Genomic DNA, 17,091 nt, shown 5'->3' with positions numbered 1-17,091 from the left:
CTTTTCGGGAGAGCGGATGGAGGGTCGATGGGATTCATGTGGACACAGGTAGCTGTCATAACGCCTGAGGATTTTGCCCCCCGTATTACGGCATATGCGGCAGAATTCAGCAATCTTAAATTTTCGACATATCTTTATCGAAATCCGATGGAATGCGGCACACTGGTAGAGCAAATCCAGGAGTGCGACGTCCTATTGTTTGCCGGACCACTTCCTTACTTCTTCGGTACCAAGGCCCTCGCCAAAAGAAGCAAGCCATCCGTGTACATTCCTTCAGACGAGTACACGCTGACGTTGAATCTGGGATACATCCTGCTCAACCGGAATGAGGGCCTGAGGGCACTGTCCGTGGATACCCCAAAGAAGGCGTATCTGGAACAAGCCGTGGCAGAGTGGCAATTGGACAGCTCCGGATGGTCCGTGACGGATTACAGCCAGATTATCGAGGAGGACGGAGCACCCTTCGATCCGGAGAGGATCATCCGTTTTCACCTGGAAAACTACGAGAGCGGACGCAGCAATCTGGTATTGACCAGCGTGGATTACGTCTACGAACGGCTGCGTGCCCAGGGAGTGCCTTGCATCAACATGATCGTCCCGGAAAAGAGCATCCGGGAGACTGTCGCGAAAGCAGCGCATTACGGCCAACTGTTGATCAGCGAAAACGCGCAGATCGCGGTAGGACTCGCGGCGATCAATCAATGGGAGCAGGAGGAAGGCGGGCTGGATGCCGGTATCATGCTGCAGCAGATGCTGCTGGAATTGGGCAAGGAGACAGACGCATCCATTCAACAGCTCGGCCTGGACCAGTTTATCCTGTACGGGACGCGGGGAAGCATCGAGCGGATGACCGACCGTTTTTCCCGGATGCCGGTCGTGGGGAAGATGGAGCACCTCTTCGGCGTGACCGTCAGCATGGGCTTCGGCTTCGGCATGACTGCGAAAGAGGCGGAAGCCCACGCGCGGATCGGCTTGTTCCACGCTCGCAAGCAGGCGGGCAGCAGCGCTTTTTTGGTGACGAATGAAAAAGAGGTGATCGGTCCGCTCGGGACAGGCACCAAGGCCTATCGTCTGAAAAGCGAGGATCGGGAGCTCTTGCGCGTATCCGAGCAAACCGGGGTCAGCGTGGCCACGCTCAGCAAGCTGTCCGGCTTCGTCAAGCTGCGCCGCGACAACCGGTTCACAGCGACAGACCTGGCCGAGTATTTGCAATTGAGCAGGAGAAGCGCAGAGCGCATCGTAAAGAAGCTCATGACCCATCGGTTCGTCGAAAGCGTGGGAGAAGAACAGCCGTACCAGCAAGGGAGACCTCGGGCGGTGTATCGCATCAATTTTTAGAAAATTGCCTTGACTCTGACAGGAAACCTCCTTATTATTTTTTATAAATTAACGACTACATTACGACATTTGTCGGTAAATATTGGAAGGGGGTGTCTGTCATGGCTTCAAGAGTGCCGCACGTATTGGTCATATTGTTTTCTGTCATCTTCCTGGCTGCCGTGGCGACGTATGTGGTTACGCCTGGGGAGTACGATCGGGTGGAGGACGCCAATGGCCGCATGATCGCCGTGGATGGCAGCTACCATGCCGTCGAAGCGGAGAGAGCCGGGTTTATGGATGTGTTTCAATCCATCTACACCGGAATGAAGCAGTCGGCTGACATTATTTTTTACATTTTCATCGTGGGAGGCTCATTCGGCATCCTGCGCTCGACGAACGTCATCGAAGGGGCGGTCGGGAGCATCTCCAGGCGGATGGCGGGGCGGGAAAAGCTGATCATCCCGGTCCTCATGGTCTTCTTTGCATTGGGCGGCGCCATGCTGGGGCTGGCAGAGGAGACCATCCCGTACATTACGATTCTCGTTCCGCTGATGCTGCGCCTCGGCTTTGACTCGATGACAGGTGCAGCGGTCGTTTTGCTCGGGACGTCGGCCGGTTTCGCTTCGGCTTTCATGAACCCGTTTACGGTCGGCGTCGCCCAGGGAATCGCGCAGATTCCCGTGTTCTCCGGGCTTGGGCTGCGACTGGTCATGTGGGCCGTGTTTGTCGGGGTCAGTATCTGGTTCGTCATGCGCTATGCTGACAAGGTGAAAAAAGATCCGACGAAAAGCATCACCTACGATTCGGATGCGGCGATGAAAGAAAAGGCAGCTCCGGCGGAAGCGTTCACCGGCTTGACCGGAAGACAGAAGCTGGTCCTGACCATTCTGCTGGCGACGCTGGTCACCCTGGCCGTCGGCGTCTCCAAGCTGGGCTGGTATTTGACGGAAATCGCCGGACTCTTCCTGTTGATGGGCGTACTGATGGGGCTCGTCTGCAAGCTGTCGCCAAGCGACATCGCGGAAGCATTTATCGAGGGCTGCCGCACCTTGGTGATGGGTGCCCTGGTCGTAGGGGTCGCTCGCGGCATCCTGGTTATTTTGCAGGACGGCAAGATCATGGACACGATTTTGTACGGACTGGCAGGCGCTGTCGGCTCGCTTCCATCCGGCCTGACTGCGATCGGGATGTACATCGTCCAATGTCTGATCAGCTACATCATCCCGTCGGGCAGCGGGCAGGCGGCCGTCACCATGCCGATCATGGCTCCTCTTGGAGATCTCGTCGGTGTGACGCGGCAGACAGCCGTGCTGGCGTTTCAGCTCGGGGACGGAATATCCAACATCTTCACGCCGACATCCGGTTATTTCATGGCGGGCCTCGCTTTGGCGGGTGTCTCGTGGGTCAAATGGGCGAAGTGGATCATGCCGTTGATCATCGGGCATTACTTGCTGGGGGCGTTGTTCGTCACCATTGCACATTTGAGCGGGTACCAATGAGGAATGGAGTTCAGCAGCTACCTCATGGAGGAGCGATCCCGCTCGCGAAATTTTACACGTGGATGGAAAGGCGGACTTTTGCGTGAAAATCACATCGATTACGGTCTGGGGGATCAGGCTCCCGCTGATTCGCCCCTTTATCGTCGCGTATGAAACGTACGACGACATGCCTACCTTGCTGGTCAAGGTCGAGACCGACACAGGCATCGCGGGCTACGGAGAAGCGACGCCGGATCAGCACGTCACAGGCGAGACCTGGGAGAGCGCGTACAGCATGCTCGTTCATCAGCTGGGGCCGCTCGTGATCGGGGAGGATCCGTTTGCAATCGAGCGCATTCACGAGCGGATGGCAGCGACGGTCTATGGAGCCCCCTCCGCGAAGGCAGCGATCGACATCGCTTGCTACGACATCATGGGCAAAGCGGCAGGCCAGCCCGTCTACAATCTGCTGGGGGGACGTTACCGCGGAGTCATGCCGGTACCGTACGTCGTCAGCATCCTGCCTCCCGAGGAGATGGCCCGGGAGGCGGTCGAGGCGCTTCAAGACGGCTACAGTACCATCAAAATCAAGGTAGGCAACAATCCGGCGCTGGATGTGGAGCGGATTCGCGCGGTGCGAAAAGCGATCGGGGAAGATGTGCAGCTGCGTGTCGACGCGAATCAGGGCTGGAAAAACCGGGCGCTCAGCATGTGGGTGCTGGAGCAGGTGAAGGACTGCAACATCGACTGGATCGAGCAGCCGGTGATCGCGGACGACATCTCGGCGATGGCTGAGATTCGCAGGCAAATCCACATTCCGGTCATGATCGACGAGGGCGTACACGGCGACCGCGAAATGCGGGAAACCATCGTCAAGCAGGCGGCGGACAAGCTGAACATCAAGCTGATGAAATGCGGGGGAATTTACCCGGCACTGAAGCTGGTGGCGCAAGCGGAAATGGCCGGTTTGGAATGCCAAGTCGGCTCGATGGTCGAATCCGCGGTGGCGACGGCAGCGGGAGCGCATTTGTCGGCTGCCAAGAAAGCGATTATTTCCAACGAGCTCGTCGGTCCGCTCATGTTCTCTCGCGATGTCGCCCCGTTTCCGTACGAGGGCAAGGCAATCCGGCTGACGGAGCGCCCCGGATTGGGTCTGGAAGTAGACGATCACACTTTGGCTGAATTGGCGAAGATGTCGGCTGTCATCGCTTAAAAGGAAAGACAAATGGGAAAAGAGCAAGGAGGAGCAGGGCCCTCTTGCTCTTTTTGTTCGTTGGTTGCAAGCATACCATCGCCAGGTCTTTCTTCAAGTAGTAATGCGTGAACCCGCCTGCGTTTTGCAGTTCCCCGTAAATCTCAAAGCCTGGCTTGGAAGAATAGTCCAGCGCTTTTCACGCGCCATGCTTTCGGCCGCTTCCATCGGCTGGGTACCATTAGCCGAACGGCGAAGTTCTTGGCTGACAAACAAATCGTGCACCTCCAGCCGGTTCCAGCATACTTCTCCGAGGAGCTCTCCATGCACGTGGCCCTGCGTATCTAGAGCAACTTCCTGGTACCTGGCTTTTCATTCCCCGGGAAAGTGTGCGGAATAAAACCCGTACTGCTTTGAGTCTTTTTCCACATGCGGATGAAGAAGTAGATAGCGCTTGACCTTTTCATGCCAATTCTCCAGTGTCTGGTAAAGCGGCTTGTGCAACGCATAGAATTGCAGCTGGATCAGCTGAATGCTCCTAGCCGCATTCGGTCCGAACTCCAGCTCCAGGATGTCCGGATAGGCCGAGGAAACAAGCGAGGTTCTGCCGCAGTCGTGCACGACATAGGGCGAGGAGTCGTCCCGCTGTTTGGCGTAGACGAGATAGGTGGGCCCAAGCTCGAATGGATACTGGCAGCTGCCGAATGGAGAATGTACGATGCGCGTAGATTGCACTTCGCCCTTCCAGGTGCTCTTCACATCCAATACGGCCTCGACAGCCTCTTCCCCTTCTCTCAGTTCCGACACCGTACCCGAAAAGACCGCTTTCGCTTTCTGCAGCTCTTCAGTGGCGGTGCCCACGCTGCAGCTGCAAGCCGTGGCAGGAGAAGGAGAACAGATCAGAATGAGCAAAGCCATGAACAGGCTGAATCCTTGCCGACGAAATCGATGATTCTTCATCGTCTATCACCTCTGTCAGTTAGAAGAGAAAATCCAGAGTGGGTTTCCATTATTTTGGAAATTTTCCTATCACCTACCCTCGCGTGCCCCACTTCCTCGTGGGACTCCCCCCTTTTATATGGAAATCCGGCGAAGCGTTGCATCGTACTGGTTACTCGTCCCAACAGGCTCGTTGCCATGGCTCTTGACAGCTTGCCTGCGCAAAGGACTGGCTATTTGGTGCTTCCAGTGAGAAAATGGTAGGAAACTGGGTTTGGGATTATTTGTATAAAAAGTGAACGGAGGAAGCTTCAGCGTTCACGCTTTTGAAAGAGAAGGGAGGAATGGCAGGGATGAACCCACTTAAGGAAAGCGCCCTTCGAGTTCAGCAGAAATTGCTCGAGCTCGGATATGCCAATAAGGTGATAGAATTGCCGGACAGCACGCGGACGGCACAAGAGGCGGCCGACGCGATCGGCTGCGAGGTAGCGCAAATCGCCAAGTCGATCCTCTTTCGGCTGGCGGATGATCGTCCGTTGCTCGTCGTGGCCAGCGGGGGGAACCGGGTGAACGAAAAACTCGTTTCATCCAGGCTGGGGGAGAAGCTGGGAAAAGCCGACGCGGATTTTGTCCGCGAGCGCACAGGCTTTGTCATAGGCGGCGTAGCGCCGCTCGGCCATACGGAGAAGATCGAGACGATCGTGGATAAAGACTTGTTCCGATTCGAGACCATCTGGGCAGCGGCAGGCCATCCCAAAGCTGTCTTTCGGCTGACGCCGGACCAGCTCGTCCAAATGACTGGCGGACGAGTGATGTCGGTCACATAACGCCAATGCGGATCAATAGACGAACGCAAAAGAAACAGATGTTCTTCAACGAAAAGCTGAATGGGAGAGGCTGCCTATGAAGCTACAAAACTATCTCCAGCATGTGTTTCCGGATCTCCCGCTTGAGCCCCGTACAAGAATCTCATTTTTCACATGTACGACGATCGGGGCTTGGATGTCGTTTCCAATCACCGTGGGGCGCTTGCGCCTTTGTACACGAAATTCAACAGCTGGATACTGGATTATGACAGGGAGAAAATCGATCAAGTATTCGGAAGCAAATGAGCAAACCGGCGAAATGGCGGAGCGATCGACGGGAACAATGAAGCAAAAGGAATTCATTTTACGAGGGGGAAAAGCATGAACCAGGCAGCACAGTCGTATTGGAATGAATATTGGGAATCTCAAGGAAAAGAAAAGCCAACATCGGTAAGTGCGTGGCAATTCGGAGCGAATCCGGACCAGTTGGCCCAGTTGGTCATCGATGGAGTGAAGACGGCCACTTGTTCTGCATTCGTTTTTTATGAGAGGGAAAACGAGCCGCTGCCTTGTGCTGGAGACTACAGCATCATTCTAAACGGGAGGGACGAGCCTGTCGCGATCATTCAAACGGTCGACGTAAAAATCATGCCCATGAACGAGGTTCCAGAGGAATTTGCCATTGCGGAGGGCGAAGGAGATCGCTCGTATCGCTACTGGAAGGAAGCTCACGAAACATTTTTTACGGAAGCATTGCGCACCATCGGAATGGAATTTTCGGAAGACCTCTTGCTGGTTTGTGAGCGTTTCGAATTAGTCGATGGGAAGAATAGGGAAAAGCGCCTGGAATAATCCAAGCGCTTTTTTTTTGGCCTATCCCCCAAAGTAATCCGCGAGGCCTTCCGCGATCGCCTGGGCCGAACGCCGCTGATAGTCGGCTGTCCGCGCGAGCGATTCGTCCTTCGAGTTGGTCAGGAACCCCAGCTCCAGAAGCACCGCGGGCTGGTCGTTTTCCCTCAGGACGTGGTAGTTGCCGAAGGAAATGCCGTTGCTATTCATCCCGCCGAGCTCCCCGAGATGGGCCTCAATGGCACGGGCCAACGGCATGTCCTTTTGTTCGGAATAGAAAAACGTCAAGGTGCCGCTCACATTTTTAGGGGAGGAGTTGTAATGGATGCTGACGAATGCGTCGGCATTGCGGGATTCGCTGACAGCGACCCGATCGTGCAGGGCCGGATTTTGCTTATCCCCGGTCCGTGTCATGACGACTCGTGCGCCTTTTTGCCGTAGCAGGTCCGCGAGCCTCGATGCCGTCTGCAGGTTGACCGTTTTTTCCAGGACGCCGTATTTGGTCCCGATCGCCCCTACATCGTTCCCACCGTGTCCCGCGTCAATGACGATGAGCTTTCCCTGCAGACCGTGCTTTCCTTTTGGCTTCGCCCCACTGGTACTTATCGAAGCGGCTGTAGCCCCTTGCTTTTTCTTCCCGATATATTCGGCGGAAACCCACCCGGTTTCACCTGAGGAAGTCCGAATGCGCAGCCAGCTGTTTTGCTGACTGATGATGTCAACAGTGGTATTCATAGGAAGTACGCGCAAAATCCCTTGATCCAATCCGGGGCCGCTCCGCATGCGGAGGGCATCTGCGAGGACTGTTCCCGTCTGGCCGCTTTTGGCGCTTCCCTGGCTGCCGGCTGAGGGCGCGGCTGCAGGGCCGCTTCGGGCCGCAGCGTTTGTTTTCTTCAAGTATTGTCCGGCGACCCAGCCCTTCGTCTGGCCGCTGCTGATCTGCGCCCAGCCGTAAGCCTCACCGGAAACGGAGACAACCGCGCCATACGGGAGCGAACCTACGATGCTCGCCTTTTGCGCGGGTTCGCTGCGGACGTTCAGGGATGTGGCCAGCACGACGGCATTTCCTGCCGGCAAAGCGTGCGCCTGCTTCGGAAAAGGAGAGGAAGCAGACAGCAGCAAGGCTGCGATGACGGCTGTTTTGAGTACGATCTTCTTCATGGCTTCTCCTCAGACAGTTGTTGTCGTTTTGCTGACCATTATAGGGAACCGCTGTCCGTTGGAATAGGGCATTTTTTCCTGAATTTCGCTTGGGTCTATTAGGGGAAGATGCTGGAAACTTTTTCGTTGACATGATTCCGGTCAGCCGCTAGTATAATGGTTAACAGAATAGAATGAATTAACGGAATATTCACAGCGCATCTTTAGGTGCGCTTTCTAAACCGATTTATTTCAGAACTGAGTTTTATAATATAAAACAAGGAGGTAGGTGCCGTTGTTTTTCAGCATTTGAGCTTCATACAATTGACAACGCTTTCAGCCATTCGCTAGGGAAAGCTTTTTTTCAAGCCACATTATAAAACTGAGTTTTATAATGTAAAACAAAATAAGGATCACCACTCTAGGAAAAGAGGGATGTTTCCATGAGCACTCCGTCGGTACCATCGCCAAAAGAAAGCCTTCCTTTGGAGACGAAGAAGAATTACCGCTGGACCGTCGTCATCTGGCTGTTGATCGGGGGCATCATCAACTACCTCGATCGCGCGAATCTTTCCATCGCAGCGCCGGAAATGATGAAAGAGCTGGGACTGAGCAAAACGGACATCGGGCTTTTAGGGACCGTCTTCTCCTGGTCGTATGCGTTGATGCAGCTGCCGTCCGGCTGGCTGATTGATCGATTCGGCGCGAAAAAGGTGTACTCCGTCGCGGTCATTTGGTGGAGCGTCGCCACGTTCATGACAGGGGCGGTCAACAAGATGTCATCCTTCATCGCGGCGAGGCTGCTGCTTGGGGTCGGAGAGGCACCGTGCTTTCCGACGGCGGCCAAGATCACCTCGAGCTGGTTTCCGAAAAAGGAGCGCGGCCTCGCGACGGGGTTCTGGGACTCGTCATCGAAATGGGGGCCGGCCATCGCTCCGCCGATCCTCGTACTGCTCTTGGTCAGCTTTGGCTGGCGCGCGCTGTTTTACATTACCGGAATCGTCGGGATTGTATTTGCCATCTTCTTCATTTTGTTTTACCGCAATCCGGAAAACAGCCGCAAGCTCTCCGAGGAGGAGCGGACGTATATTCAAGCGGATGGAGCCGGGGCTGAGCAAGGGCTGCAGCAGACCCGGATCAAGTGGCGGACCTTGTTTACGTACCGCAGCGTGTGGGGAATGATCCTCGGATTCTTTTGCACCATCTGGATTTGGAACATCTTTCTGGTCTTTCTTCCGCTCTATCTGGTCGAGGTCCATCACATTTCCATGGCCCAGCTAGGCATCTATGCAAGCATTCCGTGGATCGGAGGCATCTGCGGCAATATTTTCGGGGGCTACCTCACCAAGCGAATGGTGGATAGAGGCTACTGCACTCCGATCAACGCGAAGCGAAGACTGATCGCCATCTGTGCGATCGGCGCGGCTGCCGTGGTCATCCTCATCCCGTTTGTGCAAGGAATTGTGGCAACGCTTACACTGCTTACGCTTGCTCTCGCCTTTATTTCGGCGATCACGGGGAGCGCCTGGGCGCTGGCGGGCGATGTGGCACCCCCCGCCCTGGTCGCTTCGGTGAGCTCCATCCAAAACTTCGGCGGGTATTTCGGCGGGGCCTTTTCGCCAGTGGTGGCCGGGCTGATCGTGGACTCGACGGGCTCTTACCTGCTGGCTTTCGTTTCCGGGGGCATCATCGCAGGGTGCGCGGCGCTTTGCTACTGGTTCATCGTCAAAAACCCGATTGAAGAGACCCGGCAGTAAGCGGACTTGCCCGAGATTCGCCAAGAACCGCAAGCACATCCACATCTCCGCCGCTAGCCGTCCGGAAGCGGCGGACCATCGCCAAGAAAACAGATCGAACGATACGGAAAGCAGATTGGAGGCATGCAAGGTGAAAAAAACAATGGCAACCCTTTCGAGCTTTTTGCTCGCCACAAGCCTCGTCCTGGCAGGCTGTGCAGGCGGAGGCGGCGGCAATGCGTCCGGCACAGCAGGCGGTGGCGGGACGGCAGGCAAGCCCCACGTCTTGAAAGTAGCCAACTACTTCGCCACGGACCACCCGCAGAACGTGGCGCTGCGGGAAAAGTTCAAGCCGATGGTGGAGGAAAAGTCGGGCGGGTCGCTTCAGGTGCAAATTTACGACAACAGCAAGCTCGGGGCCGAAAAGGAGTTCTACGACGGCGTGCGCAACGGAACGATCGAGATGGGCATACCGGGGCTCATCATGCAGGCGGATGTGCCCAAGATGGCGGTTGGCGAGTGGCCGTTTTTGTTCAAGGATTTCGCCCACGCCAAAAAAGTGCTGGAAGGCCCGATCGGCAAAGAGATGACGGACGAGATGGAGAGCAAGCACGGCGTTCACGCGCTTGCCTGGAGCGCCAACGGCTTCCGGATGTTTTCCAGCAACCGGCCGATTGCCAGCGTCAACGACTTCCAGGGGATGCGCATCCGGATGCCCAACATCCCGAACTACATCAAGCTGGGCCAGCTGCTCGGAGCCAACATTACCCCGATGCCGATCTCGGAAGTGTTCACCGCGCTGGAGCAAAAGGTGGTCGACGGGCAGGACAACCCGATCGCTACGCTCAAGGCGTCCGGCTGGTATGAGGTGCAGACCGACGTGCTGGAGTCCAAGCACATGTTCAGCCCCAACCTGTACATCATCAACGGCAAGCTGTGGAGCCAGCTGACACCGGAGCAGCAGCGCATCCTCGAGGAGGCGGCCAAGGCTGCCGCCGACTACGAATGGGAGCTCCTGGAGAAGAGCTACGAGGATGACAAGAAGTTCCTTCAGGAAAAGGGAATCAGGTTCACGACGCCCGACGAGTCCTTCCGGCAGGCCATGGAGACCGCTGCGGGACCGCTCTACGACGAGATCTATCAGACGTATCCGTGGGCGAAGGAAATGGTAGAGAAAATCAAGGCAGAGGCCAAATAAGAGAGAGGGGGAATCCGCGTGAAAAGCGCATCGAAATTTTTGAGCTCGTCGCTGAACGTCATCATGGCCGCCGCCCTGGCGCTCATGGCGATTCTCGTCTTCGGCAACGTCGTGCTGCGGTATTTGTTCAACTCGGGAATCACATGGTCGGAAGAAATGTCGCGCTTCCTGTTCGTCTGGCTGATCTTTCTGGGGGCAATCGGCGCGCTGACGGACAACGAGCATCTCGGCGTCGACATGTTCGTCAAAAGGCTGCCTGACTTTTGGAAAAAAGTCGTGTTTGTCATCACGAACGGACTCATCCTGTACGTGCTGTGGCTCGTGCTTGACGGCAGCTGGAAAATGACGCTGATCAACCTTGACAGCAAGGCCCCGGCTACCGGGATGCCGCTCGGCTTCATGTACGGCATCGGCATTTTGATGAGCATCTGCATGGCGATTGTCGTCGTGGCCAATCTGTATCGCGTCTTGTTCCGCAAGCGTCCGGTTGACGACTTCATCCGCGTGAAGGAGTCGGAAGAGGAAATGCTGGTGCCGGCACCGCAGCAAATAGCGGAAGGGGGAGGAAGGTAGATGACGCTCGGAATCTTTGTCGGCTCGCTGCTGGGCGTGATGGCCCTCGGCATGCCCATCGCCTTCGCACTGCTATTCAGCGGCGTCGCTCTGATGATCTACATGGACATCTTCGACAGCCAAATCATCGCGCAAAATTTGATCAGCGGCGCGGACAACTTCCCGCTGATGGCGATCCCGTTTTTTATCCTGGCCGGAGAGCTGATGAATGCGGGAGGCATTTCCAAGCGCATTATCAACTTCGCTTTGGCTCTCGTCGGACACATTCGCGGCGGTTTGGGCTACGTGGCCATCATGGGCAGCATTTTATTTGCCGGGCTTTCCGGTTCGGCTGTGGCAGATACAGCCGCGCTCGGCGCGATCCTGATCCCGATGATGGTGAGTGCGGGGTACAATCGGAACCGCTCCACTGGTCTGATCGCAGCAGGCGGAATCATCGCTCCTATCATCCCTCCCAGCATTCCGATGATCGTATTCGGCGTCACCAGCGGCCTGTCCATCACCAAGCTGTTCATGGCGGGGATCGTGCCCGGACTGTTGATCGGTGTCGGCCTGATGGTCACCTGGGCGATCATCACGCGGAAAGGAAGCTTTCAGTCGTACCCGCGCAAGTCGCTCAAAGAGATCTGGGACGCGACGAAAGGAGCGGTTTGGGCGCTGCTTTTGCCGATCATCATCATCGTCGGGCTGCGCGGCGGGGTGTTTACCCCGACGGAAGCGGCCGTGGTCGCGGCTTTTTACGCGCTGTTCGTCGGCATCGTCGTGTATCGGGAGCTGAAAATCAATCAGCTTTACCACATTCTGATCGTCTCGGCCAAGACGACGAGCGTGGTCATGTTTCTCGCGGCGGCGGCGATGGTGTCCGCCTGGCTGATCACCGTGGCCAACATCCCCGTGATGCTCACGGATTTGCTTGGGCCGCTCATCGATCATCCGCTTCTGCTTCTCATCGTGATCAACGCGATTGTGCTGCTGGTGGGGACGGCGATGGATCTGACTCCGACGATTCTGATCATGACCCCCGTCCTGATGCCGATCATCGACAAGGCTGGCATCGATCCGATCTACTTTGGGGTCCTGTTTATCCTGAACAACTGCATCGGCCTGCTCACACCGCCTGTCGGCACGGTACTCAACGTGGCGTGCGGCGTCGGGAAAATCGGCATGGAGGACATTATGAAAGGGATCTGGCCGTTCCTGCTGGTCGAGGTCATCGTCCTCATCCTGCTGATTCTGTTCCCGTCGCTTGTGACAGTGCCGCTCGAATGGCTCACGTAAAGGGGGTATCGAAATGGACAAGAAATGGAAGGTTGTCGTGACGGATTGGGAGTACGCCGACTTGCGCTACGAGGAGCAAGTGCTGGGGAGCGAGCAGATCGAGCTGGTGCCCGCTCAGTGCCGGACAGAGGAGGAGGTGATCGCCGCCTGCCGTGACGCCGATGCGCTGATCAACCAGTACGCGCCCCTCAGCCGCAGGGTCATCGAAAGTCTGGAGAAGTGCAAGGTGATCACCCGCTACGGAGTAGGGGTCAACACCGTCGATCTTCAGGCCGCCACGGAAAAAGGCATCTGTGTGGCAAACGTCCCCGATTACTGCATGGACGAGGTCGCCGATCACGCTCTCGCACTGCTTCTGGCGTGGTCGCGCAAGGTCGTCGTCGCCCATCAGGCCATCCGAAACGGCGTATGGGATTTCAAGGTGACACAGCCGATTATGAGGCTGCGCGGCAGGACGCTCGGGCTGGTCGGCTTTGGCAAGATTCCGCAGGCGCTCGCCAGAAAAGTCCAGCCGCTCGGGCTGCGCGTCATTGCCTACGATCCGTATGTGCCAAAGGCCGTGGCGGACAGTCTGGACGTGGAGCTGGCGACCCTCCAAGAGCTGTGCAGCCAGGCCGATTTCGTCTCGGTCCACGCCCCGCTGATGCCTTCGACGAAAGGCATGATCGGGGAGGAGCAGTTCGCCCAGATGAAAAAAGAGGCCATCGTCATCAATACGTCGCGAGGGCCGGTCATCGACGAGCAGGCGCTGATCGCAGCGCTGCAAAGGGGGCAAATCGCCGGAGCCGCCTTGGACGTGGTGGAGCTAGAACCCATTTCGCCGGACAATCCGCTGCTGGCCATGGACAACGTCATCCTCACGCCGCATGTGGCCTGGTACTCCGAGGAAGCCGCAGCCGAAATGAGGGCAAAAGCCGCGATGGGCGTAGCCGATGTGCTCCTGTATGGCGAATATCCAAATTATTTGGTCAATCGGGAAGTGAAAGAACGCCTGCAATGGAAAGAGAGCCGCTCCACGGAACGCTATGCAGCACTGGCGCAGCGGGGAGCCGATAAAAACGGGGGGATTGTACATGAAAAAGTGGACGCGTAAATGGGTAGTCGGGTGTGTGGTTCCGGCACTTCTGCTGCTGGCTGGCTGCGGAGGAGGCGGCGGAGGGGGAAGCGCTTCGACGGCATCCTCATCCGCACCGGCGTCGGGCATACAGGAGCGGACGATCAAGGCGGGAATCGGCCTGAACGAGGACCACCCGGAAGGGCAAGGGCTCAAGAAGTTTGCCGAGCTGGTCAGTGAAAAGAGCGGTGGCAAGCTGAAGGTCATCCCGTACTATGCGGCCCAGCTCGGGGACGACAAAAAAATGACGGAGGCGCTCCAGGCAGGGACGCAGGAAATCACCATCCCGTCCACGTCGCCGCTGGTCGGGGACATCAAGGAATACGCCATCTTCGACTTCCCGTTCGTCTTCAACGAAGAGAAGGAAGCCCATGCCGTGCTGGACGGTCCGCTGGGGCAAAAGCTGCTGGAAAAGCTGCCGGCCCACAACCTGATCGGACTGGGGTATTGGGAAAACGGCTTCCGCAACTTGACGAACAGCAAGCATCCTGTCGCTACAGCCGAGGACTTCAAAGGGCTGAAAATCCGCACCATGCAAAACCAGGTGCATCTCGAAGCGTTTTCCGCACTGGGCGCCAACCCGTCGCCGATGGCGTTCTCGGAGGTGTTCAGCGCCCTGGAGAGCCGTACGGTCGACGGCCAGGAAAATCCGCTCGCCACGATCAAGTCGAACAAGTACAACGAGGTGCAAAAGTACCTCAGCGTCACGAAGCACGTCTATACGCCGTTCGTGTTCCTCGTCGGCAAGAAATTCTGGGATAAGCTGTCGCCGGAAGAGCAGCAAATCCTGCGCGATGCAGCCGCGGAGGCCGGGAAGTACCAGCGCGAGCTGAACCAGACGGAGAATCAAAAGGCACTGGACGAATTGAAGGCAGCAGGCATGGAGGTCAACGAGGTGTCGGCGGAAGAAAAGGCTCGGATGCAGGAGATCATCAAGCCGGTCATCGACAAGTTCGCGAAAGAGATCGGCGAAGATCTGGTCAAGGAAATGTACGACGAGGTCGCCAAAGTGCGCAAGTAAGGGGGAGAGATACATGCAGGTGATCGAAGAGCTGCTCCGCGCGATCCCCATCCCCCGCATGGCGAAGGTCCGGCAGCACTTTTACGCGCCCGAGCTGCCCGATGTGGCAGGGGCCGTGCGCCAGGCGATCGACGAATCCGGTGTGCTGTCGCGCATAGCTCCGGCCGATCGGGTCGCGATCGCGGTCGGAAGCCGCGGCGTCGCCGAGATCCCCGTCATCACGCGGGAAGTGGTGCGGATGATCAAAGCCGCCGGGGGGAGGCCATTCATCGTGCCTGCGATGGGCAGCCACGGAGGGGCGACGGCGCAGGGACAAAAGGAAGTGCTGGAATCGCTGGGAGTCACGGAATCGTTCGTGGAAGCGCCGATTGAGGCGACGATGGAGGTCGTGGAGGTGGGCAGATTGCCGAACGGCCTGCCCATCTACATGGACCACAACGCCTACCACGCCGACAAGGTCGTCGTAATCAACCGGATCAAGCCCCATACGGCCTTTCGCGGTCCCGTGGAAAGCGGCCTGATGAAGATGATCACCATCGGCCTCGGCAAGCAGCGCGGCGCCGAGGCAGCCCATGCCTACAGCTTCAAGTACATGGCGGAGCACGTGCAGGAGATGGCGAAAGTGATGATCGAGCGCACCCCGATTGTCTTTGGAGTCGGCACGATCGAAAACGCCTTCGACCGTCCCGCCAAGGCCGTGGCGATCCCCGCCGAGCGGCTGGCGGACGAGGAGCCGAAGCTGCTGCTCGAAGCGAAGGCGCTGATGCCGAAAATCTTATTTGATCCGCTCGACGTGCTAGTCGTCGACGAAATCGGCAAAGACATCTCGGGCGACGGGATGGACCCGAACATTACCGGACGTTTTGCCACGCCGTACGCCAGCGGAGGAGTGAACGCAGCGCGGACGGTCGTGCTCCGGCTCACGGAAAAAACGCACGGCAACGCAAACGGGATCGGGCTGGCCGACATCACCACGCGCGAGGTGTTCGAGGAGATCGATTGGGTCAAAGGGTACGCCAACGCCTTGACCAGCACGGTCGTTGGCACCGTGAAGCTGCCGATGTTCCTCGATACGGGGGAGCTGGCGGTGAAAGCGGCGATCAAGACGTGCAACGCCTTCGACCTCGGCCAGGTGCGGCTCGTTCGCATCGAAAACACCTTGCATGTGCGCGACATCTGGATTTCCGAAAGTCTGCTTCCCGAGGCCAGAAGCCGGTCGGATGTGGAAGTGCTGACAGAGCCGATCGTGATGAATTTTTCGCACGGATTCGAACAAGGCGGGGTGAGAGCATGAAAGTAACGGGCTTCAAGCTGTACCGGGTAAAGCCGCGCTGGTTGTTTCTAAAAGTAGAGACGGACGAAGGGGTCTCGGGCTGGGGGGAGCCGATCGTAGAGGGCAGAGCCGGAACAGTGGAAGCGTGCGTACGCGAGCTTGCGGAATACGTGATCGGCAAATCGCCGCTCGCCATCGAGGACCATTGGCAAACGCTCTACCGCGGCGGGTTTTACCGGGGCGGGCCGATCTTGACGAGCGCCCTGTCCGGGATCGAGCAGGCGCTGTGGGACATCGCCGGAAAGCATTTCAACCTCCCCGTCTGGCAAATGCTCGGCGGGGCGGCGAGGGATAAGATTCGCGTCTATTCGTGGATCGGCGGAGACCGCCCGCACGACGTGGCAGCCGCCGCCAAAGAAAAAGTGGCCGCAGGCTATACGGCCGTGAAGATGAACGCGACGGAAGAGCTGAACTACATCGACGCGCATTCCAAGGTAGAGGCGGTCGTCTCGCGAATCGCCGCTGTCCGCGAGGCAGTCGGCCAGGATGTCGGCATCGGCATCGACTTCCACGGACGCGTACACAAGGCCATGGCGAAACTGCTCGCCAAGGAGCTGGAGCCGTATCGCCCGATGTTTCTGGAGGAGCCCGTCTTGCCGGAAAACAACGAGGCGCTGCGGGAGATCGCCCGCCATACGACCGCTCCCATCGCGACCGGCGAGCGCCAGTACACGCGCTGGGGCTTCAAGCAGCTTTTGCAGGACGGCTACGTGGACATCATCCAGCCGGATTTGTCCCACGCCGGAGGGATTCTCGAAGTGAAAAAAATCGCTGCGATGGCCGAGGCTTTCGACGTGGCGGTAGCGCCGCACTGTCCGCTCGGTCCGATCGCACTCGCCTCCTCGCTGCAGGTCGACGCCTGCACGCCCAACGCGATCATCCAGGAGCAGAGTCTCGGCATCCACTACAACGAGGGGAGCGATCTGCTCGACTACCTCGTCGATCCGAGCGTGTTCGCGTATCGGGATGGCTATGTCGGCCTGCCTTCCCGTCCCGGTCTCGGCATCGAGATCGACGAGGAAAAGGTCGCGCGGGCGGCGCAAGAGGGCCACGACTGGCGAAACCCTGTCTGGCGCCACGAAGACGGCAGCGTGGCCGAGTGGTAAGTATCAAT

The 17,091-nt window shown here is 57.6% G+C and carries 16 protein-coding genes; 14 read left to right on the top strand and 2 right to left on the bottom strand.

The features are described 5' to 3' along the window. Positions 1-36: 36 nt before the first annotated feature. From RGB73_RS24435 to RGB73_RS24425, 3 genes are all read left to right on the top strand, one after another. Positions 37-1,338 (top strand): transcriptional regulator, encoded by a 1,302-nt coding sequence (locus tag RGB73_RS24435; protein WP_310765385.1) that lies wholly within the window; start codon positions 37-39, stop codon positions 1,336-1,338. Between the two features lie 101 nt (positions 1,339-1,439). Then, the gene (locus RGB73_RS24430) at positions 1,440-2,819 is read left to right on the top strand and encodes a YfcC family protein (RefSeq protein WP_310765384.1); all 1,380 of its coding nucleotides are present in this window, start codon (positions 1,440-1,442) and stop codon (positions 2,817-2,819) included. Positions 2,820-2,901: 82 nt separating this feature from the next. After that, positions 2,902-4,011: a mandelate racemase/muconate lactonizing enzyme family protein gene (locus RGB73_RS24425; RefSeq protein ID WP_310765382.1), complete on the top strand. Its 1,110-nt coding sequence runs from the start codon at positions 2,902-2,904 to the stop codon at positions 4,009-4,011. Positions 4,012-4,362: 351 nt separating this feature from the next. On the opposite strand, the gene RGB73_RS24420 is transcribed toward RGB73_RS24425, so the two are convergent. Continuing rightward, positions 4,363-4,950, bottom strand: a complete 588-nt coding sequence (locus RGB73_RS24420; protein ID WP_310765381.1) for a hypothetical protein — start codon at positions 4,948-4,950, stop codon at positions 4,363-4,365. A gap of 332 nt (positions 4,951-5,282) precedes the next feature. Between RGB73_RS24420 and RGB73_RS24415 the strand changes: the two genes are divergently transcribed. The 3 genes from RGB73_RS24415 (at position 5,283) to RGB73_RS24410 (ending at position 6,587) form a co-directional block, all read left to right on the top strand. Beyond that, on the top strand, positions 5,283-5,756 hold the full coding sequence (locus tag RGB73_RS24415; RefSeq protein WP_310765379.1) for a YbaK/EbsC family protein: 474 nt from the start codon (positions 5,283-5,285) through the stop codon (positions 5,754-5,756). Between the two features lie 153 nt (positions 5,757-5,909). Continuing rightward, positions 5,910-6,041, top strand: coding sequence for a DUF3885 domain-containing protein (locus tag RGB73_RS30685; RefSeq protein WP_396136137.1), 132 nt, complete (start codon positions 5,910-5,912; stop codon positions 6,039-6,041). A gap of 75 nt (positions 6,042-6,116) precedes the next feature. After that, positions 6,117-6,587, top strand: a complete 471-nt coding sequence (locus tag RGB73_RS24410) for an ASCH domain-containing protein (RefSeq protein ID WP_310765377.1) — start codon at positions 6,117-6,119, stop codon at positions 6,585-6,587. Between the two features lie 21 nt (positions 6,588-6,608). Here the strand turns inward: RGB73_RS24410 and RGB73_RS24405 are convergent, their stop codons facing one another. Then, positions 6,609-7,745: an N-acetylmuramoyl-L-alanine amidase family protein gene (locus RGB73_RS24405; protein ID WP_310765375.1), complete on the bottom strand. Its 1,137-nt coding sequence runs from the start codon at positions 7,743-7,745 to the stop codon at positions 6,609-6,611. 422 nt (positions 7,746-8,167) lie between these two features. On the opposite strand from RGB73_RS24405, the gene RGB73_RS24400 reads away from it, so the two are divergent. From RGB73_RS24400 to dgoD, 8 genes are all read left to right on the top strand, one after another. Beyond that, on the top strand, positions 8,168-9,481 hold the full coding sequence (locus tag RGB73_RS24400) for an MFS transporter (RefSeq protein WP_310765374.1): 1,314 nt from the start codon (positions 8,168-8,170) through the stop codon (positions 9,479-9,481). A gap of 130 nt (positions 9,482-9,611) precedes the next feature. Next, positions 9,612-10,658: a TRAP transporter substrate-binding protein gene (locus RGB73_RS24395; RefSeq protein ID WP_396136136.1), complete on the top strand. Its 1,047-nt coding sequence runs from the start codon at positions 9,612-9,614 to the stop codon at positions 10,656-10,658. An 18-nt stretch (positions 10,659-10,676) separates the two neighbouring features. Further along, positions 10,677-11,231 (top strand): TRAP transporter small permease, encoded by a 555-nt coding sequence (locus RGB73_RS24390; RefSeq protein WP_396136135.1) that lies wholly within the window; start codon positions 10,677-10,679, stop codon positions 11,229-11,231. Further along, a complete protein-coding gene (locus tag RGB73_RS24385; protein WP_310765372.1) occupies positions 11,232-12,509 on the top strand; it encodes a TRAP transporter large permease subunit in 1,278 nt (425 codons plus the stop codon). 13 nt (positions 12,510-12,522) lie between these two features. Beyond that, positions 12,523-13,602, top strand: coding sequence for a C-terminal binding protein (locus RGB73_RS24380; RefSeq protein WP_310765370.1), 1,080 nt, complete (start codon positions 12,523-12,525; stop codon positions 13,600-13,602). Continuing rightward, the gene (locus tag RGB73_RS24375) at positions 13,583-14,644 is read left to right on the top strand and encodes a TRAP transporter substrate-binding protein (protein ID WP_310765368.1); all 1,062 of its coding nucleotides are present in this window, start codon (positions 13,583-13,585) and stop codon (positions 14,642-14,644) included. Before RGB73_RS24380 ends, RGB73_RS24375 begins: the two co-directional genes overlap by 20 nt. 13 nt (positions 14,645-14,657) lie before the next feature. After that, on the top strand, positions 14,658-15,938 hold the full coding sequence (locus RGB73_RS24370; RefSeq protein WP_310765366.1) for a nickel pincer cofactor-dependent isomerase, group 22: 1,281 nt from the start codon (positions 14,658-14,660) through the stop codon (positions 15,936-15,938). Further along, entirely contained in the window at positions 15,935-17,083 is a 1,149-nt protein-coding gene (dgoD, locus tag RGB73_RS24365; RefSeq protein WP_310765363.1) for a galactonate dehydratase, read from the top strand. Before RGB73_RS24370 ends, dgoD begins: the two co-directional genes overlap by 4 nt. Positions 17,084-17,091: the final 8 nt, after the last annotated feature.

The organism is Brevibacillus brevis, assembly GCF_031583145.1.
Lineage (GTDB): Bacteria > Bacillota > Bacilli > Brevibacillales > Brevibacillaceae > Brevibacillus > Brevibacillus brevis_E.
Note: the sequence above shows the minus strand (reverse complement) of the source record. Positions and strands in the feature narration are given on the sequence as shown.